A 26,747-nucleotide genomic window follows, 5' to 3' on the forward strand; every position below is an offset into this window, starting at 1 on the left:
AAAACACGGTTTATATGTTTTATGAATCCGAACATCGAAAGCAATAATAAGGGAATGAACAAGGCAAGTTCCAATGATTCCGACTCTTCCACATCCGACACGTTCAAATCTATGAACCATGAATCTATATACACTTCATCGTTAAGTCATATTTAAAATCGAGAAGTCATGAGTAACCAACGGATCATCTATGCCGACACATCTTTTTTCAATCGGTATCGCAAAGCGATGCCGTCTTTTTTCTTTTTCGTTTCCTCATAGGACAACGAAAAAGTTCCTCTTCTACCCGATTCTCGATGAATCGGGGGTCAATCAGGGCGAGTGTCGATCACTCGCCCACCATGCGTAAGCAAAAAAGAGTGGAAGCCCACTCTTTCACTCGTCTCTATGAAGGTCGAAGAAGTCAATCTCACAATCGATGGCTTTACGAGAATGTACAATGATGGAGACGGAAATATTGTCTTGGAACTCTTCGAGTGTGCAGAAGTCTTGAGCCAATCCCTGCAATGCTTCAAAGGCTTCTGTCACGATTTCTTCCCATGTGAGTTGTTCTTTAAATGAGCGATAAACATCCACTCTAAATTCCTGCCACACTACCTGATAATGCTGTTCAGATACCTTCATTCAGATTCGCCCCCTTTCGGTGTCGTGACGACTTTGATTTTGAACTCTTCCTGAAATCTTTCCCAAAAGTCTCCATCGTCATTGAAGTCATATCCCCGTTCTTCCCATGCCTTTTCACCTTTCTCGCTGTACACATCGTCATCGTATGTGCATGAATGGACGAACATCGTGAACTCCCCGTCTTCAATATACTCTTGCATGATAGGAGTCCATTTGTGCTTCTCCCATGAGATTTGTTCGATAATCTCTTTCAAATCGTATTCGTTGTCAAACGTCTCGGTTTCGTTGGTATCGAGATAATGCAGGGTGAACGTGAACTCTTCTTCTTCGAATAAAAATGGCTGACTCATGTTGAATCACTCCTATGTAGATGATTTTCGGAAAGCCCTTCATCGACCGTTCCGATTGACTCAACCAAAACGAGCGTGATGACGGACGACAAGAGTGAACGAAGTGAAAACGTAAAAAAAGCGATAGAGTGACGAGTGAAGGGGTCGGTTGAACGGGAATGGCACAACGAAGTGTGACACCCTACCAACCGTCACCAAGCAAGAAACGTCTTTTTTTACTGGCTCTTGTCGGAAGGAATAGCGAGTTACAGTTGAGGAAATCGGAACGGTCTTTCACGTTTTGGGGGATCAAATCGATTGATCCGTCCAAAACAAAAAAGGGTGATCCCTCGAAAGGATCACCCTTTGTATTATCTTGTGGTTAGTCATCGCACTCTTGGCAGTATGCCCCGTTCGTTTCTCCGAACTTGTAGTGGAGTCCACATCTTGCACACACTTCATAACTACTGACACACGACTTGCAAAGATAGTTCCCACGAATCGTTTGTGGATTGTAGTTATATGTCGAAACTCGATTCGTACAATTCTCACACTTCTCGAAATGGTCTGTATTTTGAGCCACTTACTCACCCCCTTTCAGGTATAGCCGATAATTCATCAATCTTCCTTACGACCATCGGATCAAATGTTTCAGCCCATTTATATAGGTCACTCAATACTTCATGAGACGGTCTGACACCGTTATAGATGGATTGGACGGTCGTCACATTCGGATGCTCGGGGAAAGCCCCTAAAACGATGTGAGCCGTTTCAGCGTTCGCCTTGACCGTCAATTCGATCAGGCTGTCTAAATCATCCTTTGCTTTGGTTTGAGTCATGTTTATTCGTTCTCCTGTTCTGTGAATAGAGGATGTTGACGATCTCTTTTTGTTTCGATTCTTTGAAGTACCGATTGTCCTTCATTGCCAACTGGTGCAAAAGGGTTTCCGATTTTTTATTTTCGTTCATGACACGAATCACCACCCATGCTATAAACGAGTTGAATAGTCTGTTTATGAGAAAGTGCTGCGACTCGCAACACCTTCCATTCGCCTTTCATTTCTTCCTCTTCCATGAAGGATGGGGGAACGATGACGTTCTCGGCTCTCAACGCCCCGTCTTTGATGGTGAAGATCGTACCACTGACACTTGATTGGACGTTCTCACCTTTTTTCATATATCGGATTGCTGTCTCGAAGTTCATCATCGTTCCCCCTTCTCATTAAAGTTCTAAGCCAACTTGCGTTCGTTTCGGTTTAGTTTCCTCTTTCTCTTGAATCAGTTGAGCATGATCTCGTGTCAAACGTACTTGTTTCGTATCATTTAAGAAATTCGAGTAAAATTCTTGTTTGTCATTCGGATAGCTTCCCGAACGTAACTTCAACTCGATTTCTTTAAACCCACTCGATTCTACATCATGACCAAGACCACTTAAATGAAATTTGATTTCTTGAATGTTCCAATCTGCTCGTTCCAAATCCCCTTTTCTAAACCTCTCGTGATATTCTTCGAGGTGCAGTTGCAATTCTATTACTGAATCCCCAATCGCCTCCACAAACCCTTCTTCTTGATGCATTTTTTTAATGAACTCTGTACGGTTATCAAATTCTTTGAAATCCATCACCTCAACCGCCTTTTCAGATACTCCACTTTCTCGTTGACTGGTTTTCTCTTCACTGACAGCCTTACGTTCGTGATAATCTTTAACGAATCGTTCATACTCACGTTTCTCTTTTCGTTCTTCACGCAATGCTTTATTGATCGCTTGACGTTCTTTCAATTCAGCAAGTGCCTTACGATCTTGTTCAATCTCTTCCTTGCTCTTTTGATACGGCTCGTGTCGAACTAATTCCTCAAGTTCTTTTCGAAGTTCTTTATCAATTTTGTCAGGGTGAGTGAACACATCATATAGATCGTGTTCAGCCTTATGAATAATATTTGCCACGCCACGTTGCTCAACGGGATAACGATGCTTGGTAAACACTTCTTCTAACTCGATAGCATCGTAAGTGATCTCTGAACGCAACTTATGACCACGATAGACATTGTTCATGAAATCAGAATCTTTTAAATAGTCCTGAACGACTTCTGAATTTCCACCACTATAATGCGACAAGTCTTTTCGTAATGCGGAAGTTAAATCATTACCCTCTCCACGCAACGGAACCCCGTATTCTACTGTGTTTAGGAACGTTTGATGTTGTTTCATATAGTCATATACGATTCGTTCATCATTCTTTAAAGTTTCATGGATCTTATGAAGGTAATGATTTGCATTCATCGCTTTTTGTGATACATAGCGAACACTTTCTAAAATTTCTCGATATTCATTTTCTTCTAAAGGCGTTTTCATGTTATCCCACATCCATTTCATGATTAATTGAAAGACTAACAGTGGGAAACCCCACTGTTAGAATGGTAAATCCTGACCTGTCGGCTCAAATACACCTTCGTCATCAGGCTTCATGTATTGTTCCATCGCATCTTTTCGCTGTTGTTCATCGACATATGCCTTGAAGTGTCGAGCCATTTCACTCATCCGACCATCTGCTTTCTCACGGTCTGTACTACCCTTCCCTGTGAAGATGAAGTAGTTAGTTGCAAGTGAGCCTTTTTCCGGTGTCTCTTCTTCTTTTTTCTTGAACTCTTCTTTGAAGACTGGCAACCAGTTCTTGAAATCCACGATAGTGTATTGGTTTTCTCGTGCCATGACTGCTGTTGTGAGCATCATCGGGAAGTGGACTTTTTTCATCAAGACCTTTTCCTTCTCTTCTAACACTCGTTCGAGGTATGCCATGCCGTCTTTGATTCTTTCGAACAAGACGAGTTTGTTTTCTTCGTCCTCTTTGAATGTTGTTGAGTATTCAGCGATGACCTTTTCACTCACGTTCTTATAGTCGTAGTTATCGAGCATCATCATGGCTTGCAAGATGGCACTGATATGTTTTTCACCATTGACTTGTGCTTTCGAGAAGGCAGAAAATTCGGTGACGACAACGTGTTCACTCAATTCTTGGAGACGTTCAGCCCACGCAATCCCCATCTTCGCTTTCGCTTGTTGCTGTTTGCTAAGTTGTGTTCCGTTGTTCATTCGGAAGAACAAGTCTTCGATTTCTTCATCGGTAGCATACTCACCTTTGATGGTATAAGCCGTTAATGTTTTTGCTAGGATGGCATCTTGAACGTCTCCATCCAATTCATCGAATGTCTTCCCACCGATTTCAAAAGATGTACCTTCGATATAGATTGGGTCGATTGATTCGATTGTAGAAAATTCGTTGTTCAGATATGCAAACAATGTCGTGAGACGTTGTTTCCCGTCAAGCACATAGCGTACAGGGATGATCTCGTCCGTTTCTTCATTCCGTTCGTCATATACGACTGTATAAATCGGTGGTACAGGGAAGTTTGATGCGACCGAATGAACCAAATAAGATTGTTGTTCCTGATTCCATTGACCCCCTGCCCGTTGAATCGCATAGTCGAAACGAAGCTTTCCGTTTCTCGCCATTTTCTGATACTGCTTTAAACTCCATCCATTATTCGAAATTTCTAACATTTTAACCTCTCCTTATCAATATGAATTGTATGTACCAAACCATTTCCGACACGTCATTTGTAGGTGGGGGGCTGTCGCCCCCTTGACTACCTTACAAACTAAGTATAACACGAAAATGATTTAAGCACAACATAAAAATGATATAAAAGTGATATTATTATGATTATTTATATCATGATTACATATCCCAAGAAGAGGTAGGTGTGATATTAATTCCGTATCTCACGCTCTAGTCCGTCATCGTTTCGGGATTTAGATTTCGTTTTTTCTTTTTCTTTTTCAATTTCAATGGCTTTCGATTCATTGAGTGCCTTTCGAATTTGTTTTCCTGAAACGAGTCCACCTTTTTCTTTTGCGAAAGCTTCAAGATCATCAAAGCTTTTGATATGAGGGTTTCGAAGGACAGCCCATCCGACTTTCGTACTTCCCTCTGTCGAGAAGGAGACAAGTCTATTCGAATGATGCCCCACATACTCGGACACCTGACTTGCCACATTTTTTCTAACCTCGCTCAAAGTGAACTCTAGTTCACGCTGACGAGATGTGTCTTTCATGTGTTTAGTCGTTACCATTTCCTCTTGTAATGCCTGTGCCATACTTGCTCGCATTTGGAACTCACGGGCATCTTCTTTTGTGTTGTATGGTTTAGAAATGACTGGCGAATCTGTTCGGTTTGGTTGGAGTTTTGATTTTTCGACTTCCGTACCTTCTTTGTACAAATCTTGCCCTGCCGTCAATTGAACGACATACACACCTTCTTGAACCTGTTGGACGGAGTAGTGCGTGTCAATTCGTGCATAATCCGTGTAACTCTTCACTTCATTGATTTCTTGTTCGACATTCAAGACTGCAAATTTGCCATCTTTGCCGATCTCTTTAAGAGGTTCGTTCATGTTTCGGTTCGTCCGTACATACCAACTGTCATTCTTTTCGCTGTACTGGAGTGTTCCACTTGCGATGACACCATGTTCTTTATGAATCATTTGAAGGGTCGTTGTTCCTGCGTTTTCGCTTTCGAACACCTCTTTCTTCAAGCCCACCTCTTCGACAAGGTACTGTTTCGTATCTTCGTACTCATTGTTTTGGTCTTTCATATGCTCTTGAATTTTATCTTTCTGCAAAGCGTTGATTTCTTCGATGATTTCACCTGACACATCCTGAATTTCTTGAATGGCTTGTCGGATTTTGTCGGGGTTTCCTCCGAATTGAGCGATATAACCGTTTGAAGCGTCTCCCGTATCAAGCCCATAATAGTGACTCACTACGAATGCGACCGACTCTGCCTGTGCTTCCTTGTGTCCTCGGTCGAGGTCTTTGAACTCTGATTCCTGATTATGCAATCTTGCATGAGCATACTCATGGATCAATGTCGTGAATTTGCTTGTATCAGTTAGATCGGGCAAATCACTGTTAATGACGATTTTATGGTCTAAGCGATGATAGTAACCATAAGTTCTGCGTTCAATCTTTTCTTCAGTGACAGGCAACTTATTCTCATTCAGGAAGTCTTTATAATCTTGATAGAGTTTTGCCATGTATTCGTCCTCTTGCATGGCACTGGAGACGATGAACTGCGGGCTGACAAGTTCCTGTCCTTCCGTTTGACTCACATCGAACACATTGACCGCACGAAAGCCCACAATGCCCTTCACTTCTTCTTTGACTGGCTTGCCATCCTTTAGGATTGGCTGGCCAGTCGTGGGATTCTTCTTATCTTGTTCTTCTTTTTTAATGAGTGGGGCGAGGATTTTAATCGCTTTTTCACCTTTTTTGACATGACGACCTAGCTTCGTCCACTCGTTATATCCCATGACAATGGTTGCATCAGGGCGTTGTGCTTCGATCAACATCATATTGTTTGCCGAATAGTTGCGAACACGGCTCATGAGTTTCAACACTTCTTTGTATCGTTCAGAATCCATGAGTGATTCGAGGTTCTCGTTTAAAATCGTTGAAGCATCTTCGACTGAAATTTTTGTACCTAATTCTGTTGCCATGTGTATTCCCCCTGATTATTTGACTTGGTATAAGCGTTCGATCTTTCCGTTTTTGTTGATGTAGTGACCGATGAACGTGTAATCGTTCACGTCTGCATATGTGTAAAGGATTTCTTCTTGCGTGAGTGCATCTTGTGGTTTCTCCGTGAAGATTTCCCCATCACCGACATATTCGATTTGTGGTACAAGCAAGGGTTTGTTCATTTTACTTTCTCCTTTTTCTGTTCAAATTTGAATTTGGTCTGTTTTATTTCTCCATTCGGATGATCTTCGAGAATCAGACGAGCATCAAACTTTTTCGTCTTCTCCTTATTTGAAAATCCTTTGATAACGTCCGTCTTCCCATTTTTTAATAGCTTGGCTATTTGTGGACTTGAAATCTTCTTACCTGATACCTCTTTACTCAACACTTGCTTACAGCCGTTTGAATAGTTGGTACAGCCATAAAACTTCCCTTTGTCTACAATTCTTCCATTCTGACATGACGGACACTTACCGATGGTTTCGGTTTCTAGTTGTTCTTCTTTCGCCTTTTCAACGAATGCTGCGACATTGCTACTGTCGATGATCTGCGGTGCTTTCTCCAACATTGTGAGGACGAACTTATTGATTCCATCAATGAACATTTCCTGTGTCCGTTCGCCCTTCCCGATCTTCCGAAGAAACTCTTCCCATTTGGCTGTCATTTGAGGGCTTGATAACAAAGTTCCCCCGACTACCGTTGACAGGATTTCTCCTTTAGGTGTGCAATAGACGAGGTTCTTCTCGACCTTGATATACTCTTTGTTTTTCAAAGTCTCAATGATGTTCGAACGTGTAGCTTCCGTTCCGATACCTTCCGTCTCTTTTAGAATGTTCTGTTCATCTTCGTCCAATTGATTTCCGGCATTCTTCATGAGTGGAATCAAGTCACCTTCTGTCAATCGCTTCGGAGAGGTTGTTTTCCCCTCTTTAATCACCCCTTTCAAATTAAGTTCGTCTCCACGCTTGATGACTGGTAGTTTTTCTTCTTTCTGCTTTTCGGATTTCTCTTCATCTTGGAAAAGAACTTTCCACCCTTTCTCGATCTCCACTTTCCCATTCGCTGTGAACGTCAGTTCCTTCTGACTCACTTTGACGGTCGTTTTCGAGTATCGGGCTGATTCACAAAACATTGCTAAAGTAGTCTTGACTACCTCTATATAAATATTTTGCTCGTCCTTCGATAACGAAGCGAGCTTTTCAGTGGAAACGATCTGTTCAGTTGGGATAATCGCATAGTGTTCCTCTACCTTGCTAGAGTCTACATAACGCTTTCTAGGCTCGTTGTGTCGAATCGGTACATCGACATTGAGCAATCTCTTCATGTCCTCTACACGCTCTTTCAGATAGGCGAACTCACCTTCTGTGATGAACGGTGTATCGGTACGAGGGTAAGTGAGCATTTTCTTCTCATACAAGGACTGGACGATTTCTAGTGTCTTTTTCGGACTAAACTTCCATCGCTTGTTTGCTTTCGTTTGCAATCCTGACATGGTATATAGTCTCGGGGATTGTTCTTCCGATTCTTTGTTTGTCACGTCATCGATGTTCACGATTGTCGGGTTTAGCATCATATTCTTATGAAGCGTTTCCGATGCTTCGTTGGCTGTATCGAAACGGAGACCCGATTTCATGAGGAATTTTCCGTTATGATGTTCTGCTTCTGCAACGATTTCATAGAAGGGCTGCGGTACAAATTCTCGGATTGCTTTCTCTCTTTCATAAATCATGTAGAGGGTCGGGGTTTGTACTCGACCAACGGAGAAAGTTTCCCTGAACCCGTGTTCTTGAAGTTTGATGGTGTATAGCTTCGAAAGGTTCATCCCGATCAGCCAATCGGAGATTTGACGAGTTTGTGCTTCCTTGTAACTCGGATAGTACGTTCGACCATCCTTTAGATTCTTAAATGCTTCGATCAATTTGTCGTTGGTCATTGAGTTGAACCATAATCGCTTGATTCTCTTGTTATCAGCTTTGGCTTGCTTCAAGATTGACCAAGCGATATTTTCACCTTCTCGGTCAATGTCGGTGGCTATAATGACCTCTTCGACTTGTTTTAGAAGATTTTCGATGACTGCGTATTGCTCTCTCTTCGTTTCACTGACAACGAACTCATATTTCATAGGCGAGATGGGGAGACTGTTCAAAGTCTCCTTGTTCCATCCACCCCATTCTTTTTTATAGAAACTCGGTTCAGCTAACGTCACAAGATGCCCGATCCCCCACGAAAGATATGCACCGTTCGGAAAAATATCATTGCTAAAGATTTCGATATATCCCTTGTTCATTTTGGAACGACCTAATGCTTCTGCATATGCTTTAGCCTGACTCGGCTTCTCGGCTATAATTAAAGGCTTCATTTTTTCCCTCTTTTCCAGTTATCCGAACGGCAATTCGTCTTCAACATTTACAACATCATTGTTCGGTTTACTTTCATTCTCTTCTTGCATGAGTGACCCTTTAGAATCCAACTCTCCAAATAAGGTATCGAGCGAATAATCGGCTTCTGCAACCTCTACGGCTTCTTGTGTTTGCCTTACCGTCTTGACCCCTGCATTGATGATTTGAAGCAACTCACTGGCAGTCTTAGATGACTCTTCCGTATCAATATCATCTTTATCAACCATTTCAGCGATAGAGAAAGCAATGCCCTGTTGCAATATAAGGCTGTCAGGATCACTCATAACGGCTTCAACGTTCTCCTGTGTGCTATGAGTATCTTGTATGGCTTCGGATTCACTGACGGGCTTCTCATTGCTTTCAGACGACTCTTTTGAATTGTTCGATTCTTCTAAAGAAGAAACGGCAATTCGTTTATTCATTTTTTTAGTCATGAGGCTCTTGGCGTATGAGGACATTCCACCGTCAGAAGATTGTTGAGCAGTTACAGGGGTAGTCGTGACTACTGAATCGTCATCAGTTTCCCCATTCCCTTCCGTTCCCTCATTACTTTCATCAATTACTATGGCTTCAATTTCTCTCGGGGCAACGATTTCAGGTTGTTCCTCATTTGGCTCTAACCCTAGCAGTTCAATATATTTCTCACGATGCTCTGAATAAACATATGGATATTTGCCGTCTACTGGTTCAGAAGCTGTGATGAACCCTTTGTAGATGGTACTTTGGAATGCCTTGTCTAGTTCCAACACTCTACCTGCCATGAAGACATAACAGGTATCACCTTGCATATTGAGTAGGGTGGATTGAGAAACAAGCGATTTCTTTGTGTAGTTCTCACTTCTCGATGGGGCATTTTGTTTTGGTTGGCTATCGAACCCAAAGTAGTATAACCAGTTCGATCCACCTTGTTTTGATTGAGTTTCATATTTTACCGTTGTCTCGCCTGCCGATTTTTCATAATATTCGGCTGTCTTCTGATCTTTCGTCCGAAGGAACAACGATGTGTCATGGTTATTGACGATGGTACGGGCTAACTTCTCACTGTACTTTTCTTCTAGTTGTGCAAAATCCTGAACGATAGTCATCAAACTCAATCGATACCCACGACAAGTCGAAAGAATATTGTCATAGTCGTTCAGTTTTCCTAAGTTGGCGAACTCGTCTAGTAAACAAATGGTCGGAATCGGAAGAATCGAATCATTTTCATCACCGATCTTATAGAGTATCGAGAATAGTTGGTCGAAGAATGTTGCTGTCAGTCCTGCAACGGGATTATCTTTTACAGGAATTTTCACAAAGATAATGGTTTTTTCCTTTTGTAAATCTTCAAATCTGAAATCGCTGCGTTCAGTAAATGCAGAAACGGCTTGCATGGAGAAAACTCCTGTTTGTTGGGCGAACGATGACATGACCGAAGCCCTTGTGTTACCACCTAACGAACTCGCATCAGCCAAAAACTGATAAGCCACATGGTTGTCACCGATCCGTTCAAGAATTTCAAACAAACGGTCTTGACCTTCATCTGCATCTGAAATATGGTTAAAAATCTTTTTGACATCTCTCATACTTGCATCGGGTTTGATGGCTTTGACATAAAGAATCAACCCAACCAACAAATCTCGTGCCGTGTTAAAGAAGAAATCCTCTTTACCATCTTTACTGGAGTTACGAGAAATACTGTCTGCAACTTTTTTGGCATCCATATCGGTTTTTACATAATCAAGAGGATTGTATTTACTTCCTATAAGATTGAAAAAATCTACTTGGTGAACTTTATATCCTTGATCTCGTTTTATTTCACCCAATAATTTATAAAGTTCTCCCTTCGGATCGGTTACGATCATCGAACTTGTATAGTTATTGATAAGGTTTGGGATAACAAATGCCTGTCCTTTAGAAGATCCCGAAGAACCGACAACCAATACATTTCGGTTATCTAGTTTTGAATTAGGATGAAGCACAACTAATTCATCGTCTTCCCTTCCAAGTATGATACCTTCGGGTATTTTCAATGTTCCCCAAAAGTCTTCCGACCATTTTGTGACCGATTGCTCTCTACGAAGAATATCCTTACGATTTACGGGAACGAATTTATTTTCTTTCAATTCATCTAAGTTCGAGAATACCGCATCCCCGAACACCCCATGTTTAGCAGCATCCGAATATGTTTCATTTGGCTTCCGATTGAATGCTTTGAAAAGCATTCCGAAGACAAATGGTGAAGCATATAGACCATATCGGATCGGATCGTCCTGTGACTGAATCCAATCGAAATTCCATTTAAAATTCAATAGAGCATCTACCATTTCAACCCCGTTTGAAAGCGAGTTATATAGAGATAATCCTAGATAACCGATGCTTCCTGCCATCACCGTTCCTGCAAAGAGTGACTTTAACAAAGACGGCTCATTACTGGTTTTCTTCTTTTTTGCCATGTCTACACTCCTTAATACATATCCATGTCTAATTTGTCTTCAATAGTAAGTTTCTTACGTTTTCGTTTGTTACGATTATCATCTGTCGAATCCTGATTCTTACTTGCCTGACTGATAAGGGAATCGATAATGTCACCAGTTGAGTTGATTGAGTCGTCTTGCATTTCAAATTCATCTTGATTTCGTAATTTGCGCTCGGCTTCATCAAGTTCATTTTGAGAAACCAATTCATTCTTCGCTTCATAATCTTGTTCGATTTCAGATAGTGAGTATTGATTATTCACAACGAACAATGAAACTCGTTCAGCAACATAGCGCAATTTATCGTCTGTATATTCTTCAAAATGCGATTTGTTTTCAGTAGCAACATCGAGCGAATTGAACATCGGATCGTGAGCGAAAATTCGAGACAAATCAGTTTCTAAAACGTTACGAACTTTTAGTTTCTCTTGACCCATAAATTCGATTTCATTCTTGTTATTTCTCAATCGATAATAGAGGTTCGATTTTTCATTCAAATCAATAGAAGAATCATTAGCAATTCGTTTGTATTTCCGATCAAGATGATAAGTAGCCATCGTCAGTTTATTTTCTGTTTCTACATAGAAATTAAACTCGTTCAACGACTCATTAAGATGGAGACGTGAGACAGCTTTATCGATTGATTCAGCATCCAAGAATTGACGTTTATTTTGTTCGATTTCGAATCTTGTACTATCTTGAATATTGCCTAATTCAATTTGATTCATGTCATACATGAGTTGGTAAACAGTTGGATCATCAAACGCTTTTGCATCAGAATAAATACGTGCTAATTCAGGGTGAAGATATTCGAACTCTTCCTGTACAATCTTCTTCTCGAATTGATAAGCCTGTTCAGTGAACTGCTTCGCTTCTCGATACTTCCCGACCTCTTCTGATAGCTTTTCATGTTTATCAAGGAAGGCTTGAGCCTTCTCACGATAAACGGTAACGAATGTGGATGGATCGAACCCGATTTTCTTCAAACTTTCAAAGTCTTTGTCTTTGTAGAGTTTTAACGATTCTTCGAGTATTGTCTTCTCGTTTTGAAGTTTTCGATCACGAACATTCAGTGATTTTTTCCAGTATTCAATAGACTCTTTCGCTTTATTGATTTCAGGAAGTTTAACATAACCACACTTGATACGTTGACGGATAAACTTGTACGATTCGAAGACTTCTTTAGAGACTTTGACGTTCTCACGAATTGTTTTGAATGCGTCAATATCAACCACTGGTTCGGACTTCTCTGCTTCAAGTTCAGCTTCAAGTTTTTCCAACTCTGCTTTTAATACATCGATTTCTGAATCAAGTTGATTTTTCTCTCCTGACAAGGAATCAAGCATTTCGTTCACTTGTGCATAGTAAGAGATCGGTTCATATTCCACATCATTATCCATAGCAGATTCTTTAGCTTTCAATTCGATTGCATATGCACTACGAGACAAACGTTCGTGTGCAACTTTATCGACTCCCTGATCTTCATAAGAAAGATGCGACACTTCTTGCTCAATACCGTTTTTCTTATAGAACTCATTGATTTTTTCAGCAAGTGCCTTACGCCATTCAACAATCTTGTGTTTACCATTCCATCCAGTCAAGTCAACGTTACGACTCTTCTTATTGCCTTTTTCGTTATAGATAAACTCTCCATTCTCGTCTTTCAAATATTCTTTTTTAGAACGAGATTCAGCCCATTCTCCATTACTTTCAAAATGACGAATAGTAAGAAGAATATGGGCGTGAGGGTTTTGGTCACGGTCACGGTGAATGTTTACATCAGCCACCATTCCGTCATTAACGAAGTTCTCTTGGACGTACTCTGAAATCAATTCACGTTGCTGTTCATTCGAAAGTTCGATTGGCAAAGCAACCACAACTTCACGCATCAATCTCGAATTAACAGGCTTTTCGATTGCTTCAACTTCATTCCACAATTTTTCACGATCATATACCCATTCAGGGGCATGATTTGGTGCAAGGATAAATGAATCAGGTTTGACTTCTCGTGTTCTATATCCTTTCGTCTCTTGATCTCTTTCGCTATACAATTTCTCTCCTGAAACGTAAGAAGCCTTTGCAATTGCTGATTGTTTAGCCTTCTGAACATTACGAACTGCCATATAGAACAATGCCATCTGATTCACCACCTTTTCTTTTGCCCCTGCGGGTTAATACGAAGTATTTTCTGTCGGAGACAGCCCATTGGCACTTTGATGAAATCAAGGTGCGTAAATGGGCACTCGCTTCTCTCCTGACCTCATTTTACCACTTGACGATTCACTATTCAATCGCATAGACTATCAATAACCACATTTTTTCACGATCTAAGTTTCTCTATTTTTTCACATGAAACATATTAAAAACTAAAACATCGTTTCGAATTAATCTGATTTAATTCTTCACGATTTACAATCCGATATCGATTTCATTGCGTTTAGTATTTTGGGTTTGGCTTTTTCTTAACTCGACTTGATTGAACGCTATCGCTTTGTAACTGGTTCACTTGAATGCGGAGTGATAATTGGCCTGTTCATCTCCGATGATCGAGCCAATTCTTACGAAGCATGAATGTAAATATATCGTTCGCTTTATCAAAAAAAAGAAAGGTAGTGTTTACTATGGCTCGACAACTAATTAGCAAAAAAGATTTGAACAAGCGTGAAAAATTAGCAAAACAAATCGAAGAAGCACAAAAGCAAATGGAAGAGATCGAAGAGAATGTTAAATACTCTATCGGTACATTCGTTTGTGAAAAATTCGAAAGTTTTGATCCACAATACCTTGAAGAACAAATTAATTTCCTTTACGATCTGTCTCAAACAGAAGAAGTAGCTAAAGGTCAAATCGTTCAGAACGAAGATAACGCTGAATATACAACAAAGTAATTTGTCATGACTCAACAAAAAGGAAAGATTGATCGTCATAGAAAACTGGTCGAGGAACTCAAAAAGAAACAAAAACAAGCGGATGAACTCGATAAAAAGTTTAACTTCTTGTCAAAAGAAGAGAAAAGAAAAAGACGTACAAGACGTCTTATTCAAACTGGTGCTTTGGCAGAAACATACTTCCAAACTTCCGAATTATCACACGAAGAAGTCGAAGAACTATTTAAAATGTTTTCTGACTATGTGAATCACAACAAACCAAAAAAATTCAAAAAATAAGCCCTGCATAAGCAGGGCTTTTGTTATTATCTTTCCATTTCAATCTCTCGTTTTCTCTCTTTTTTAATCTCTTTTTGCTGTTGATCTTTCTCTTTTTGCAGTTCGTCTTTTTCTTTTTGTTGCTTTTCTTTATCGTCCACTTTTTGTTTCGTACTTTCAATTTCATTTTGTTTTTTCAGTTTCGTTACGTTTACGATTTTATCATATACTTGCTTCAATTTTTCTTTGTTCTTCGGTTCTTCAATCACATTATCAAAATCATTTGCTAGACGTGTGAAGTTCTTGATCCGTTCATCTTTTATGTTATCCAGTGAACTATAATTCTTTCTTTCAAGCTGTTGAATTTTAGTATCAAGAATTAAATCTTTTGCTTGTTGGACTCCCTTTGCAGTATCAAGTTCTTTTTGAAGATTAAGCTTAGGAGTATCAGATTCCAAATTCTTTTTCGATACTAGATCGAGTGCTTTTACATACTCAATGCTTTGATCTTTAGCATCTTTCAGACCGATTAAAGTTGCTTTATCATTCATCAACTCAAAAACCTTCATACCATTTTCAGGGTCTTCTTTAAGTGCTTTTGCAAGTTCAACAACCTCTTCTTCCTCACTATTTTCAATGACATGATCCATCATCATCTCAAATTTTTCATAAGGATTTAGTAGATCATTTTCTTCTTCTCCGTTTAATCTTCTCTCTAAGTCTTCCCTCATTTTTTCATACATTTTTAACAGGATTTCTAATCCAGTTTCCAAAATATCATCCTTAGCTTGCTCTGCTGCGCTCATAAAAAACCTCCTAGATTTGTTTTGAAATACTCAATTTTTACTTATCTTTATTTTACCATTTTCAGCGTATTTTCTCTCAAATTACAGGTCAATTCTTCGCCATTTTCGGGATTTTTTTCATTCTATTTCTGCGCTATTATCTGTTTTTTTCCTTTGTTTCTTAATAACTTTTACCAAATTAGATAAGAGTATATAAAAGGGATATATAGAACTTATTTAAAAGGACTATAAGACACATTAAAGTGATATACGAATGATAATAAAACAGAATTCATATATCCTAACTTCTCATCAAATTCATTTAAAGTGATATAAATATGATATGTAAGTACACTTTAAATAACCTTCAAATTCATCAACAAATAATATTTATAACAATAAAACAGACTTCTTATAACATAATTATGATTTATGGGTTGTATAATAATGTTTTTTCATTTATACTGTTCTTAGGTGGTAAAAAAACTAATTTTAAGAGGTGCAAACATGAAAAAAATCATCGGTAGTGACATTGGAAACTCAAAAACAGAAATCGTTTTAGAAGTAAACGGATCGGAAGAAACGTTACGACAACCTTCTGTAATTTCAGAAGTAATCGCTAGTCATGTAGCAAGTGATTTGTCCGTTCCTCAAATTATGAATGACCTTTACAACAACCTTACAGTACATATCACATCTAACGCTTTGAAGCGTTCGGCAATGTACATGATTGGTAAAAAGGCGTTGAAGTCTTCAAACAAATCGAACATGGAAATCTCGCTCGGTAACAAATCTGAAAATGATATTCCAGTTGTTATGACACTCGGAATGATCGCTGCATCGTCTGTTAAAGAATATTACGATGCTAATGATGAATTGCCTGAATCTCTTTCATTATCTATTGATATGGTGACTGCAATTCCTTCATCAGAATATAAGAAAAAGACAGCAGAAGCACTTGAACAACGCTTCATCGGAACTCCACGACATATCGTTGTCGTTCATATTGGTAACGAAGCAGTACAAGTCACTTTAAAATTCACGAATTGCAAAGTGACGGAAGAAGGGAAAACTTCTATGCTTGCATTTTCAACGAGCGATGATGCCATTCTTTCTGATTACAATAATCTTTATAAATCAAACAAGACGGTTAAAGACTTCCTAAACGGCACTTCATTGCACGTTGATATTGGAGACGGTACGACAGAGTTTACAGTTATCAATCAACTTCAACCAGTACCGAACATGAGTCGAGGGGAAAGACTAGGCGTTGGATATGCTTCCGATCTAGCGGTCACATTGATGAAAGAAGAAATGAATTTAGGTTCACGATTCACTCGTCAGGATTTCCAAGAGTGGTTGAAAAAAGACGGTCGTAAAGGACAATTCGCAAATGAATGTTTCCAACGTGCTAAACACATTCAAGCAGACGAAATCCTTAAAGAGACAATGGTTAGTTTTTCGGAACTTGCTTCATCGGATGTAGACTACATCTTCGTTCACGGTGGTGGTAGCATCCTATTCAAAGAGGTCATGCTAAGTGAATTAAAAAAATATGCAGAACGTAATTTTGCGGAAGTTGTTTGGATCAACAGCGAATATGCTACAAGTATGAATAGTCGTGGAACTTACATTCTCGCTAAAGCATTATTCGATAAAAAATAAAAAACTTTTTAATTAAGCAAGCACACATTCGAAGTGTGTTTGCTTAATTATCTAATTACGAAAGAGGGCTGAACTAAAATGTCTACAAAATATGCAGGAAACTCGATCTATCTGAACGACCCAATGTTTAACGAAAATATCCCCGAACAGAAATTAGTGATTGATAACATTAAAAAGTGGTTATCGATTCAACAAAGTGCAAGTGCGAGTATTGTCGTTTTGATTGAACACGCCATCTTACGGTTTGGATATTCTGATATAAATACTTATGCGATTCAAACAGAACTTATTAATCATTCACCTTTCCAAGAAACATTTCAAGAAGTGTATGCCGATCATTTAAAATTCGATAGTTCTGACATTGAGATCAACCCTAAATTCAAAAAGTTCTTTCGTGCATCTTTATTAAGTAAGAAATTGACTAAAGAAGATGAAATGAAATTTGAGCGTTGGTTTGAAGCACAATTGAATCTATCAAGAAGTATTCGATTACTAATTACAGAAGCCGTTGAAATTATCGGATTTGTAAACGTGACCTCTCTATCGATCTATCAAGGATTGACGTTGCTCCATACTCTGACAAAAACTCATAAGGTTTCAGGCATCCCGACAGATGTGTTCAAACCGATTCTAAAATCCAGTTTCGATGCCATCCAGTCGGATAAGTTCTATCCAAACGGCAATGACAAGACGAACAATAATAGTGAAATGACAACTGCGGTGACGAAAGAAGAAACGTCTTCCACAAGTGAAATTCAAAAAGCAAGCGAACCACCTGTTATCACTAAGGAATCCGAAGAAAAGCCCTCAACGGAAACTAAAAAGCCTGTTACTCCAAAACCAAAGAAATCCGAAGAATCAAATACATCAGAATCACTAAAAATTGATGCCAATAACTTCTTTTAAAGAACTTAGTCATAAAAGACTTTGTTCTTTTTTATTTTTTCCAAAACAGGTCAATATTTACTATTTAAGGAATGATTTAGATGTATTTATAGTTACACGAAAGTACATATAAGGTATAATAAAAATTGTTTAATACCAGTTATTGAAAGGCGGTGATGAAAACATGAATTTATTTTCAATGTTAAACGGTTTAGTATTTGGTTCACCTTTTACTAAACTGAACAAATTAGTAACGGGAATCACAACAGATGTAAAAACATTAGTTGTCTCGATCTTCATTTTAGCGATTCTGATCCTCGGTTCTTTGGTTGCTTTCGGTAACGAAGAAAACGTGCCTCGCTTCAAGAAGGGACTCATTTGGTCAATTGCAGGATTGTCAGTAACTCTTTTAGCTTCAATTATTGTATCTTACGTACAAAAGAAGCTTGCCTAAACAAATTTAAGGAGTGTTCACTTTGAGACACGATTCAAGACTATTGAACGAGTCAATGCGTGACGACCTCAAGGTACAGCTTCCAGTTCCAATTGACACAAAAAAATATTTGATTGGGCGTATAGCATTTGTTGATGTGTTTTTAGCATCACCATTTTTGCTAATAACCGCCCTTTTCTTATATCTTCTTTATGGTTCTGGAATGTGGAATATCACGGCTGCTGTATTCCTCTGCTTACCTGCGATCACGGTCATTTTGGCTCTAGCTACGAAACATCCTGTTAGAAAAGAAATTTCATTTGTTGAATACGGACTGTTATGGAGATTATTTTTCAAGAAAAGACAGAAAGAGTTTTTCAAGAGAAAAGGAGAAATCGATATGTCAGATATTTATGATTCTCGAAAAGTGATGGGGTTAAAAGGAGTATACCTCGATTGCTATGAAACTTCGAAAAACTTAGTACGTGTATTCGAAGTTTCTAGTATTAACCTGTCATTAGCAAATAAATCAGAAAAGAAAGCGACTTTAGACACTTTTAAAGTGTTTTTAACATCTAGCGACTTCTTCACTCAACTTCAATTCTGCAAAATCGCACAACCAATCAACCTAGATCGACACCTTCAAAATTTCCGTCAAGGTAAGAGGAAAGAAAATATAGATGAAGTGAAAAGCATGCTGATTCAAAGTTATGAAAAGTCTATGCTAGACCTTGGAAAGAGTCGTAATCTAGTGGCACGAAAAAACTATATCATTCTAACCCAACCAATAAAGAACAAAGACAAAGATAAAGCCTTATTAGAGATTGACAATAAGAGTGCAATTTTAGTGCAAAAATTAGGTAGCTTGGTTTTTGACCAGTCTAGCCTAACAGTAAAACAATTGAATAGTGAAGAATTAACACTACTTTTCCATACCACCATTGATTACGACAGTGCTGTTTCAGTCGGTAGTCACATCCTTAGACGTGCAAACAGTTCCCACGATGTTTCGATGGGCGAAGAGTCAATGAGCAAATTAATCGAGTCACTTCAGCGTGATATGGAACACATCATCCAATAAAAGAAAGTGAGGATTTCTAATGGGTCTTTTCGATTTATTCAAAAAAAAATCTTCTTTCAATGAATCAGAAGAAGAGTTTGCTTCATCATTACTGGAATATGATAACGGGTTGCTCTCCGTCTTGTCTCCCGATTACATTCAAGAACATGATAACTACGTGCAGTTAGGTTCAAACTATACCCGTACACTCATGTTGATGGACTATAACACACTGATTTCGCAAGAAGATATACAGGAATGGTCAGAAATATCCGATAACGTTTCAATCAGTTATCATATAAAGAAAATTTCTACAAATGAGGTTCGGGCGAACCTATCTAAAGCAATTAAACAATCTCGATTAAAGCAAGCTGATGAAAGATTGGACGATGCTACTAAAGTCGAAGCGGAAGTTCAAGAACGAGATGCAACTAGAGTTATTCGTGAATTATCATCGGGTTCTGAAAAAATGTTTGAATTAAATACACTATTTCATTTAAATGCCCCAAACTTAGAAGAGTTGGATCGATTGACACAAAAGGTTAAATCATTGATTGGTTCAACTGCTACCGCCTATGCTCCTAATCTTCGAGCAATGGATGCGTTTCATTCTTTTCTTCCATTGGGCGAACTTAAAGTGACTGATTTGACTTCAAGGCTTGTTAATTCAGAAGCACTTTCTTTCTTTTTCCCTTTCCATGAAAATGAAATGTTTCAGGAAAGTGGTATGTACTTCGGGATTAATGAAAAAACAAAGAACGTCATCTTGGTTGACCAAGATTTGTTACTAAACAAACACAAAGTTTATATTGGTGTTTCTGGAGTCGGGAAATCAACTGCCTTATTCGCTGACATGATGAAGGAGTATATGACTGGTACGAAGATTCAAGTTAATGACCCCAAAGGGGAATTTGGTTCTAAGTTCAAGACTTTAGGTGGCGAGTGGATCAAGTTCAGTCTTGAAGCAACTACAAGTCGAATCAATCCTTTTGATTTACCAAAGCAGTCATTTGAGACTAATGACGACGATGATACTGTCACTGCAACTAATCCAATTTACAACAAAATTCCACAACTGATTGTTATGTTCAAACTCATGTACCCCGATATGACAATCATGCAAGAGAACGTACTATCGACAATCATCTTAGATGTGTATAAAAGTGTGGGAATAGATTCGGACAATGAATCACTTGATTATTCTAAATTGAAACCATCAGACTTCCCGACATTGAGCGACTTTGACGTTGCTCTAGCAACGTTGCAGTCGAATGATCCAGAGACGTATGAGTATGTGCGTACTTTCCATAAAGGGATTGAATTATACATCAGAGGTATTTATCGTCATACGTTTAACGGTTACACAAACGTAAATATCGATAGTGATCTAGTTGCATATGATTCATTAAGTTTTGCGAGTAACGAGAACGTACAACGGATTTTATACTACAACATCATGAGTCATATGACATATGAAGCCATCAACGGAGATGGTTCTCCAATGCGTTTCGTATTCGATGAAGCCCACGTTATTGCTGACCCTAACATTCCATTGGCGATGAAACAACTATTCTATATGTTGAAGGTTCTACGCTCCTTTAATGTTGGTGTATCAACGGCTACTCAATCGATTAAAGATTTCCTTAGTGCAAAGGATCGTCTTTCAGGTAAAAACTATGGTGAAGCTGTCATTAACCAATCAGTACAGAAAATGTATCTTCCAATGATGGCATTTGAAATCGACTTTTTAGAGAAAGAGTTGTCGCATAGTTTCAGTGATAAAGAACGAAGCATTTTAACAGTTCGTGATGGGGATAAAGCAAAGCAAGCAGGAAAGGGAATCCTTTTCATCGGTAGTAAGAAAATTTACACTGCTGTCAAACTAACCCCTATGGAAGAACAACTTTGGTTTAAAAATAAAAAACTACATGAAATCGTTATTTGAAAAGGGGGGGAATTGAATGAACGATAAACAGCGTTCAATTTTCTCACTCCCTCTCTTGTTTGGGAGTTCAACCGTTCTCTTTATCATTCTTATAATTCTTACGGTCGTATCTCTGATTTCAATTCTTGGTGGGGTAATGGAAGAAAAAAGTAAGGATGAAGAAGGTCTCAACGGTGGTTTTGCAATGTGCCAACCCAACGGAGAAATCAATCGTTCTGTATTTGATTCTCGATTCGAAGGGGCAGGGGCATTTGATGGGAAAGCGCAACTTTTTATCGATGCTGCTAAGAAAAACAATATCGATCCTGTCATTTTGAGTGCCATCGCATTTCATGAAACGGGTAACGGAAACTCGAATATGGTTCGTGAAAGAAACAATCCAGGCGGTCTATACAACTCGTCAACTGGTTCATTCTTTGTCTTTTCTTCTCTCGAAGAGGGTTTGGACTTCATGGCTCGAAACCTCTATAAAAATTATTACGCACAAGGTTTAGTAACCATTGAACAAATCGGAAACAAATACGCACCTCTTGGGGTGGCAAACGACCCTAACAACCTGAATGCTCATTGGATTCCTAACATCACCAAACGAGTTTCGGAGTTTGGTGGGCTATCTATGAATTGTGAGGTTGCAGGCTTTGCATCGGGGCTTGGTTCTCCCGTTCGTGGGAAGATCACGATCACATCGAGATACGGCCCACGAAGCTTCATGACTCCAAACGGGCTATATAGCGACTTCCATACAGGTATCGATTTTGACTGCAACACAAATGATCCGTTGCTATCTGTCTTGGATGGTAAGGTCACACTCTCTCAATATCACAACCTTTACGGTTGGTATATAAAGGTCGCTCATGGCGAACAGACGACCCTTTACGCCCATATGAATGCTAAAGGATTGCCGGTAGGAACAACGGTCAAGAAGGGTGAACAAATCGGTCTGTGTGGTAATACTGGTAACAGTTTTGGTTCACACTTACACTTTGAAATTTTTGTGAATGGCGGAACAACACGCATCGACCCTGAACCTTATTTCAATAGTCAAAAACAAGAGGTGAAATAATGAGGCTAACAATCAGATATACCTTGTTCTTCTTATTGGTTTTAGCTTTACTAATGGCATACCTGAATGAAAAAGATAACGTTCAAAATGAACGATTAAAAGTCACTACCTTACAAGAAGAAACTGAACTGTTGTCAAGAATACCAGACTACAATAAAAAAGCAGAAGAGTTCGTGATAGCAATGAACGGTGGTGAGGGGGAGCATGAAAAGTTATTGACTGGTGTTGCACTGGAAGAGTATAAAACAGCACTCGATAATAGTGAAGGTGTTCAGGATGCTTATATCGACACTTCACTAATAGATACTACCGTCCATATCGCTCAAACAGAAATAGATAAAGAACAGCATTTCCATTCAAAAGTACTTTACGAACTAGATATGAGTACCGTTGCTGACAATCCCGATGAAGGGGTGATCGACCAACGTGTCGTCACATATATCATGGAAATTGATTGGAGTGGAGATAAAATTGAACGTTATGAAATTACGTGGTTCAACGATACTCTAGGTCTTGATTCGGAGGTTAGTCAATAATGAAAGAAAAGCTATTAAAACTCTATTCTTTTCTAACAAGAAAATTCAATGACTACATCGATCAGAGAACAGTTGAGTTCAAAGAACTGTATGAAGAGAAACATCAACAAACACCCTCGGATGCAAGGATAAAGACTTTTCGAAAAGACTACATCTTAAAACAGTCCGTTACCACATTTTTGATAGTGTCATTTTTGTTGTTTGTGTTTACTACATCCTAAAAAGAGGTGAAAGTATTGAATGGTATAAATAAAATACTGATTTCTCTATTGTGTATTCTCGTCTTATTCGGGAGCATCCCTAATTTCACCTATGCAGACGAAGGTGATTTTTATGAAAGAAATAAAGATGCTTTTAAAAGTTATGAGAACGTACTTGGAGAACAGTATATCGAAGAAATAGTTAAAAAATACGATTACGAAACAAACAGTTTCAACTGCGGAAAATTGAATTTCACTTGCCACGCTTTATCAGTATTCTATCCCTCAATTATTGGGATCACGAACATCGTAGGTGAGCAAATTCAATTGTTGGTTCGTGATCCTGACAAGATTACTAAAGATGAAGGTTTAAAAAAATATAAAGGTTACCTCACTTCACTATCGTATTTACTTCTACCACTATTTTTAATGTGGCACATGATGGTAATGGCATTGAGACGACTTGGTGATCCTGATGATTATCAACAAGCGATGAATCAAAAGTTGTTGGGCGTTTTTGCAGGAGCTGCGTTTTTAGGGTTATACAATCAGATATTTGATATTATCATAACTCTTCAAAATGATATGCTAAACGGCATTGTTAAAGATGCAGCGAACCGTGAATCGATGGCTGTTATGTTGTTCACATGGGGTCCGAAACATTCTGTCATCGTTCTGCTATTTGTTATTATCGCAATGTTTGTTTTCGGACTTGCTCTTATGTACCGATTTGTGGCTCTATCCTTCATGTTCATGGTCGGTCCATTGGCAATTTCAACAATCCTCAATGACGAGTTCAACTATTTTTCAATATGGTGGAAATACATCATCAATAATATGGTCACGTTTATACTTCAAGCGATTGCATATGCGTATTGTATGCAGGTGTTGACCAACCAAAATTCATATGTTCGCTCTTTTCCATTGCTCACACAACCAACGGTGGCAATTTCTATGACATTAGTAATCACGTTTTTCGCATTAACCATCCCTTCACTTCTTGGTAACTTAGGCAACAGCACTGGAACAGGTCGTTCGATGGGTCGGGTAGCAAAAGTTATTATGATGAGACGTTAAAAGGAGTGTAAACATGGCACAAAACGTAACTTTCAATAAATTTGGTAATTTATCGTTCAATGGCAGGGATGCGATTTATCGCATTCCTACCGAACATTTAAAAAGTGAAGATGCAACGGAAATTGAAAGAAGTATCAAGAGAATGGCAGTAGGTCATAAACTCGAACATCAGTTATTAATCCCTGTTGAAATTGAAAATGAAGGTCGCTATTCATTATTAAAATATGATTTGAGTTACCTTGATCTTTTTGATAAGCTAATTGAATTTTCGCTTAGAGAAAAGTTAGAGTATTTCCGTTCGTTAATTGCAATCGCTCAAGAAGAAAAACGGGGTAATCTGAAAGTTGTTTGGGAGAACGTCAATTTCGTGGTTGATAAACATGAAAATAACATTAAAGTTCTCATGTATGAGACTTCTTCTATTCCAGTCTTTTCAGATGAAGACATGAACATCGTTCAACGGGTTAAAGAAATGATCTTACTTTCTTTGACAAGATTGAATAAAATCATCTCACTTCCAAAAATGATTGATCTTTTAGAACAGGATGAAATCAATCGGGAGTTTTGCCAATCCCTTTATCACTATGACAATCTCGATGATATTTTATATCTCATTGAAGAAACTGAATTGAGATATATCAATGATGAAAAAGAAGGGGAAGAAGACGTAAAAGAAGAAAAATCTAAACGTAAGTTCTTTAAGAATACGAAATCGAAGAACGAAAAGAATATTAAATTAAAAAAGAAAGAATCGCCTGTTTATATGAACCCGAATCGAAAGAACAAAAAAAACAGCCGATTCGACAAAAAAACAGTTATGATGCTATTAGCAGTTGTTGTAATCTTTATTGTCTATATCGCAATGGAATTAGGTGGTTCGGGAGAACCTAAAATGGCTAGTGTCGAAGACATTCAAACTCAAACTAGTGATGCGACTTCGACATATTTTAAATCAAATGACAATAAAGCAATTACAACATCATTACTTCGTGCTTATCGTTCATTTTATTCAGGACGACAAAAAGATGCTTTTACGATTCTTGAAACCATCAATAAACGAGATTTAGATGTATCTGATTTGACAATGGTAATCGCTGTCTACGATGCAGAAAACGAGTTAGCCACTCTACTAGATAGCAATCCTGTTCCTGAAATGGCAAATGAGGTCATAACGTATTTAATTAAAAATGATCGTTTGAATCGTTTAAGTGAAATTGCCCCAAAAATGGAAACATCAAACCCGTATATTGAGTTTGAGACAGCGTACATGAACGCTGACTATAAACGAGTTATAGAACTAAAAGATACGGTAGAACTAAACGGTCGTAAAGAAGGACAAATTGTTGATGCTTACTTACAACTCGGTCAAATACAAGAAGCTACGGAATTTGCTCAAACAGTTGGAAACCCTGATCTGTTCAAAATAATTGACGGGTATAGTACATTCTAAGGAGTTTTGTTCGGATGACAAAAAGAAGTGAATTGAGAATTATTTCAGATGTTGGAAGAGTAAAAATCCCCCCTGAATATTTACGGTTACACAATATAGAGGGGGGCGATATGGTAGAGGTTTCATGTAACTCTTCCAGTATCAACATCCGAAAATATCGTGAGGAATTTGTTTGTGCAATCACTGGGAAATTTTCTAGAAATGGTCAAATGGTCGGTAACAGCTACATTTCAAAAGAAGGTTTAGCCATCATAAATAAACAGTTCAATACAAAAGGTGATTAGTCTCAATGACTAACCACCTTTTGTTATTTATACGAGTATTTTCTTCCGTTGATCGTCTCACGAATGATTTTAAGTAATCCCTCAAAATTTGTCTTAACAAGGTCGATCCGTTGTGTGTCATCCAATGGTTCAAAAAACGTATGATTCGGTATGACTTCCAGTTCTTCATTCTTCACTCGTACAACAAAACCTTCTCCATTACAGGAAATGATTACTTTCACACAATCAGCGAAATACACCCGTTGTTCATCTATTGTCATGATGCACTTGGCGCTATATCCCTTGTGATATAAACGCTTTACAAGGGATTCGGCACGTTTTTTTTGTCGGAAACGTCTATGGTCTTCTATTGGCAATTTCATAGGTTCATCAGCCTTTCTTTTCGTCATTGTTTGCCCTCACATAATTCTTTCCATGAGTCAGGAATTTCAAATTCTTCATTGATAATTTGCTCATAAACAAGACGAGCAACTGTTGCAAAATACTCTTTCTTGATATGTGTATCTGTATTCGTATCTTCAAAGAAGTCATATACTTCGATGCCGTTAAATTCGTAAAGATATGCTTTCCAGTCCTTCGGATCGGTGAAGAGATTCTTTTCTTCGTACAATATATCTGAATAGATGCGGTTCAATAATTTTTCCTCGACTTCTTCCACAAAACGATACTTCAATGCCAAGAGTGCTTGGATCGATTCTTTCGCAAGAGGGTTGTTCTCCCTTTTCATTTTTCGAATCAATTCGTCATTGAAAGTCATGGATTGGACTTTCTCCTTCCCAATCACCTCAATAGATAGTTGGACTACTTGTTCAATGTTCTTCATGTGTTTGTT

General features: G+C 38.5%; 27 protein-coding genes. 12 read left to right on the forward strand and 15 right to left on the reverse strand.

Annotated features, from left to right (window positions below; genetic code table 11):
* Nucleotides 1–375 precede the first annotated feature (375 nt).
* The 12 genes from Q9R25_RS14450 to Q9R25_RS14505 all read right to left on the reverse strand — a co-directional run bounded on the left by Q9R25_RS14450 (nt 376) and on the right by Q9R25_RS14505 (nt 13,524).
* Nucleotides 376–624 carry a hypothetical protein gene (locus Q9R25_RS14450; protein WP_311283316.1) on the reverse strand — a complete coding sequence of 83 codons (249 nt, stop codon included), beginning with the start codon at nt 622–624 and terminating at the stop codon, nt 376–378.
* On the reverse strand, nt 621–974 hold the full coding sequence (locus Q9R25_RS14455) for a hypothetical protein (RefSeq protein ID WP_311283317.1): 354 nt from the start codon (nt 972–974) through the stop codon (nt 621–623). Before Q9R25_RS14455 ends, Q9R25_RS14450 begins: the two co-directional genes overlap by 4 nt.
* Before the next feature lie 361 nt (nt 975–1,335).
* Nucleotides 1,336–1,536 carry a hypothetical protein gene (locus Q9R25_RS14460; protein WP_311283319.1) on the reverse strand — a complete coding sequence of 67 codons (201 nt, stop codon included), beginning with the start codon at nt 1,534–1,536 and terminating at the stop codon, nt 1,336–1,338.
* A 4-nt stretch (nt 1,537–1,540) separates the two neighbouring features.
* Nucleotides 1,541–1,792, reverse strand: coding sequence for a hypothetical protein (locus Q9R25_RS14465; RefSeq protein WP_311283320.1), 252 nt, complete (start codon nt 1,790–1,792; stop codon nt 1,541–1,543).
* Between the two features lie 116 nt (nt 1,793–1,908).
* On the reverse strand, nt 1,909–2,157 hold the full coding sequence (locus Q9R25_RS14470; RefSeq protein WP_311283321.1) for a hypothetical protein: 249 nt from the start codon (nt 2,155–2,157) through the stop codon (nt 1,909–1,911).
* Between the two features lie 18 nt (nt 2,158–2,175).
* A complete protein-coding gene (locus tag Q9R25_RS14475) occupies nt 2,176–3,306 on the reverse strand; it encodes a hypothetical protein (protein WP_311283322.1) in 1,131 nt (376 codons plus the stop codon).
* Between the two features lie 57 nt (nt 3,307–3,363).
* On the reverse strand, nt 3,364–4,512 hold the full coding sequence (locus Q9R25_RS14480) for a DUF262 domain-containing protein (RefSeq protein ID WP_311283323.1): 1,149 nt from the start codon (nt 4,510–4,512) through the stop codon (nt 3,364–3,366).
* Nucleotides 4,513–4,721: 209 nt separating this feature from the next.
* Nucleotides 4,722–6,509 carry an ArdC-like ssDNA-binding domain-containing protein gene (locus Q9R25_RS14485; protein ID WP_311283324.1) on the reverse strand — a complete coding sequence of 596 codons (1,788 nt, stop codon included), beginning with the start codon at nt 6,507–6,509 and terminating at the stop codon, nt 4,722–4,724.
* A gap of 15 nt (nt 6,510–6,524) precedes the next feature.
* Nucleotides 6,525–6,713 carry a hypothetical protein gene (locus Q9R25_RS14490; protein ID WP_311283325.1) on the reverse strand — a complete coding sequence of 63 codons (189 nt, stop codon included), beginning with the start codon at nt 6,711–6,713 and terminating at the stop codon, nt 6,525–6,527.
* Complete coding sequence (locus Q9R25_RS14495) at nt 6,710–8,890, reverse strand: type IA DNA topoisomerase (RefSeq protein ID WP_311283326.1); 2,181 nt, start codon at nt 8,888–8,890, stop codon at nt 6,710–6,712. The genes Q9R25_RS14490 and Q9R25_RS14495 overlap by 4 nt, the downstream gene beginning before the upstream one ends.
* Nucleotides 8,891–8,908: 18 nt before the next feature.
* Nucleotides 8,909–11,365 carry a VirD4-like conjugal transfer protein, CD1115 family gene (locus Q9R25_RS14500; RefSeq protein WP_311283327.1) on the reverse strand — a complete coding sequence of 819 codons (2,457 nt, stop codon included), beginning with the start codon at nt 11,363–11,365 and terminating at the stop codon, nt 8,909–8,911.
* Nucleotides 11,366–11,376: 11 nt separating this feature from the next.
* On the reverse strand, nt 11,377–13,524 hold the full coding sequence (locus tag Q9R25_RS14505) for a MobA/MobL family protein (RefSeq protein ID WP_311283328.1): 2,148 nt from the start codon (nt 13,522–13,524) through the stop codon (nt 11,377–11,379).
* 483 nt (nt 13,525–14,007) lie between these two features.
* On the opposite strand from Q9R25_RS14505, the gene Q9R25_RS14510 reads away from it, so the two are divergent.
* Together Q9R25_RS14510 and Q9R25_RS14515 are read left to right on the forward strand one after the other, a co-directional pair.
* Nucleotides 14,008–14,274, forward strand: coding sequence for a hypothetical protein (locus Q9R25_RS14510; RefSeq protein WP_311283329.1), 267 nt, complete (start codon nt 14,008–14,010; stop codon nt 14,272–14,274).
* A 6-nt stretch (nt 14,275–14,280) separates the two neighbouring features.
* Nucleotides 14,281–14,553 (forward strand): hypothetical protein, encoded by a 273-nt coding sequence (locus Q9R25_RS14515; protein WP_311283330.1) that lies wholly within the window; start codon nt 14,281–14,283, stop codon nt 14,551–14,553.
* Nucleotides 14,554–14,579: 26 nt separating this feature from the next.
* On the opposite strand, the gene Q9R25_RS14520 is transcribed toward Q9R25_RS14515, so the two are convergent.
* On the reverse strand, nt 14,580–15,338 hold the full coding sequence (locus tag Q9R25_RS14520; protein ID WP_311283332.1) for a hypothetical protein: 759 nt from the start codon (nt 15,336–15,338) through the stop codon (nt 14,580–14,582).
* A 486-nt stretch (nt 15,339–15,824) separates the two neighbouring features.
* Between Q9R25_RS14520 and Q9R25_RS14525 the strand changes: the two genes are divergently transcribed.
* The 10 genes from Q9R25_RS14525 (at nt 15,825) to Q9R25_RS14570 (ending at nt 25,915) form a co-directional block, all read left to right on the forward strand.
* Nucleotides 15,825–16,982: a ParM/StbA family protein gene (locus Q9R25_RS14525; RefSeq protein WP_311283333.1), complete on the forward strand. Its 1,158-nt coding sequence runs from the start codon at nt 15,825–15,827 to the stop codon at nt 16,980–16,982.
* 78 nt (nt 16,983–17,060) lie between these two features.
* Complete coding sequence (locus tag Q9R25_RS14530; protein ID WP_311283334.1) at nt 17,061–17,888, forward strand: hypothetical protein; 828 nt, start codon at nt 17,061–17,063, stop codon at nt 17,886–17,888.
* Nucleotides 17,889–18,051: 163 nt separating this feature from the next.
* Nucleotides 18,052–18,321: a hypothetical protein gene (locus tag Q9R25_RS14535; protein WP_311283335.1), complete on the forward strand. Its 270-nt coding sequence runs from the start codon at nt 18,052–18,054 to the stop codon at nt 18,319–18,321.
* A gap of 22 nt (nt 18,322–18,343) precedes the next feature.
* The gene (locus Q9R25_RS14540) at nt 18,344–19,381 is read left to right on the forward strand and encodes a hypothetical protein (protein WP_311283336.1); all 1,038 of its coding nucleotides are present in this window, start codon (nt 18,344–18,346) and stop codon (nt 19,379–19,381) included.
* A gap of 19 nt (nt 19,382–19,400) precedes the next feature.
* Nucleotides 19,401–21,305: a VirB4 family type IV secretion system protein gene (locus tag Q9R25_RS14545; RefSeq protein WP_311283337.1), complete on the forward strand. Its 1,905-nt coding sequence runs from the start codon at nt 19,401–19,403 to the stop codon at nt 21,303–21,305.
* 16 nt (nt 21,306–21,321) lie between these two features.
* Nucleotides 21,322–22,368: a peptidoglycan DD-metalloendopeptidase family protein gene (locus Q9R25_RS14550; RefSeq protein ID WP_311283338.1), complete on the forward strand. Its 1,047-nt coding sequence runs from the start codon at nt 21,322–21,324 to the stop codon at nt 22,366–22,368.
* Nucleotides 22,368–22,904: a hypothetical protein gene (locus tag Q9R25_RS14555; protein ID WP_311283340.1), complete on the forward strand. Its 537-nt coding sequence runs from the start codon at nt 22,368–22,370 to the stop codon at nt 22,902–22,904. The genes Q9R25_RS14550 and Q9R25_RS14555 overlap by 1 nt, the downstream gene beginning before the upstream one ends.
* A 236-nt stretch (nt 22,905–23,140) precedes the next feature.
* On the forward strand, nt 23,141–24,181 hold the full coding sequence (locus tag Q9R25_RS14560) for a conjugal transfer protein TrbL family protein (RefSeq protein ID WP_311283341.1): 1,041 nt from the start codon (nt 23,141–23,143) through the stop codon (nt 24,179–24,181).
* A 13-nt stretch (nt 24,182–24,194) separates the two neighbouring features.
* Entirely contained in the window at nt 24,195–25,631 is a 1,437-nt protein-coding gene (locus Q9R25_RS14565; protein WP_311283342.1) for a hypothetical protein, read from the forward strand.
* A gap of 14 nt (nt 25,632–25,645) precedes the next feature.
* On the forward strand, nt 25,646–25,915 hold the full coding sequence (locus Q9R25_RS14570; protein WP_311283343.1) for a hypothetical protein: 270 nt from the start codon (nt 25,646–25,648) through the stop codon (nt 25,913–25,915).
* A 23-nt stretch (nt 25,916–25,938) separates the two neighbouring features.
* Here Q9R25_RS14570 and Q9R25_RS14575 read toward each other — a convergent pair whose 3' ends face one another.
* Together Q9R25_RS14575 and Q9R25_RS14580 are read right to left on the reverse strand one after the other, a co-directional pair.
* On the reverse strand, nt 25,939–26,304 hold the full coding sequence (locus tag Q9R25_RS14575; protein WP_311283344.1) for a hypothetical protein: 366 nt from the start codon (nt 26,302–26,304) through the stop codon (nt 25,939–25,941).
* A partial coding sequence (locus tag Q9R25_RS14580; RefSeq protein ID WP_311283345.1) for a hypothetical protein occupies nt 26,301–26,747 on the reverse strand: 447 nt, incomplete at its 5' end. The genes Q9R25_RS14580 and Q9R25_RS14575, both read right to left, overlap by 4 nt.

Origin of the sequence: Exiguobacterium sp. BG5(2022) (assembly GCF_031844365.1) — a bacterium.
GTDB classification, from domain to species: domain Bacteria; phylum Bacillota; class Bacilli; order Exiguobacteriales; family Exiguobacteriaceae; genus Exiguobacterium; species Exiguobacterium profundum.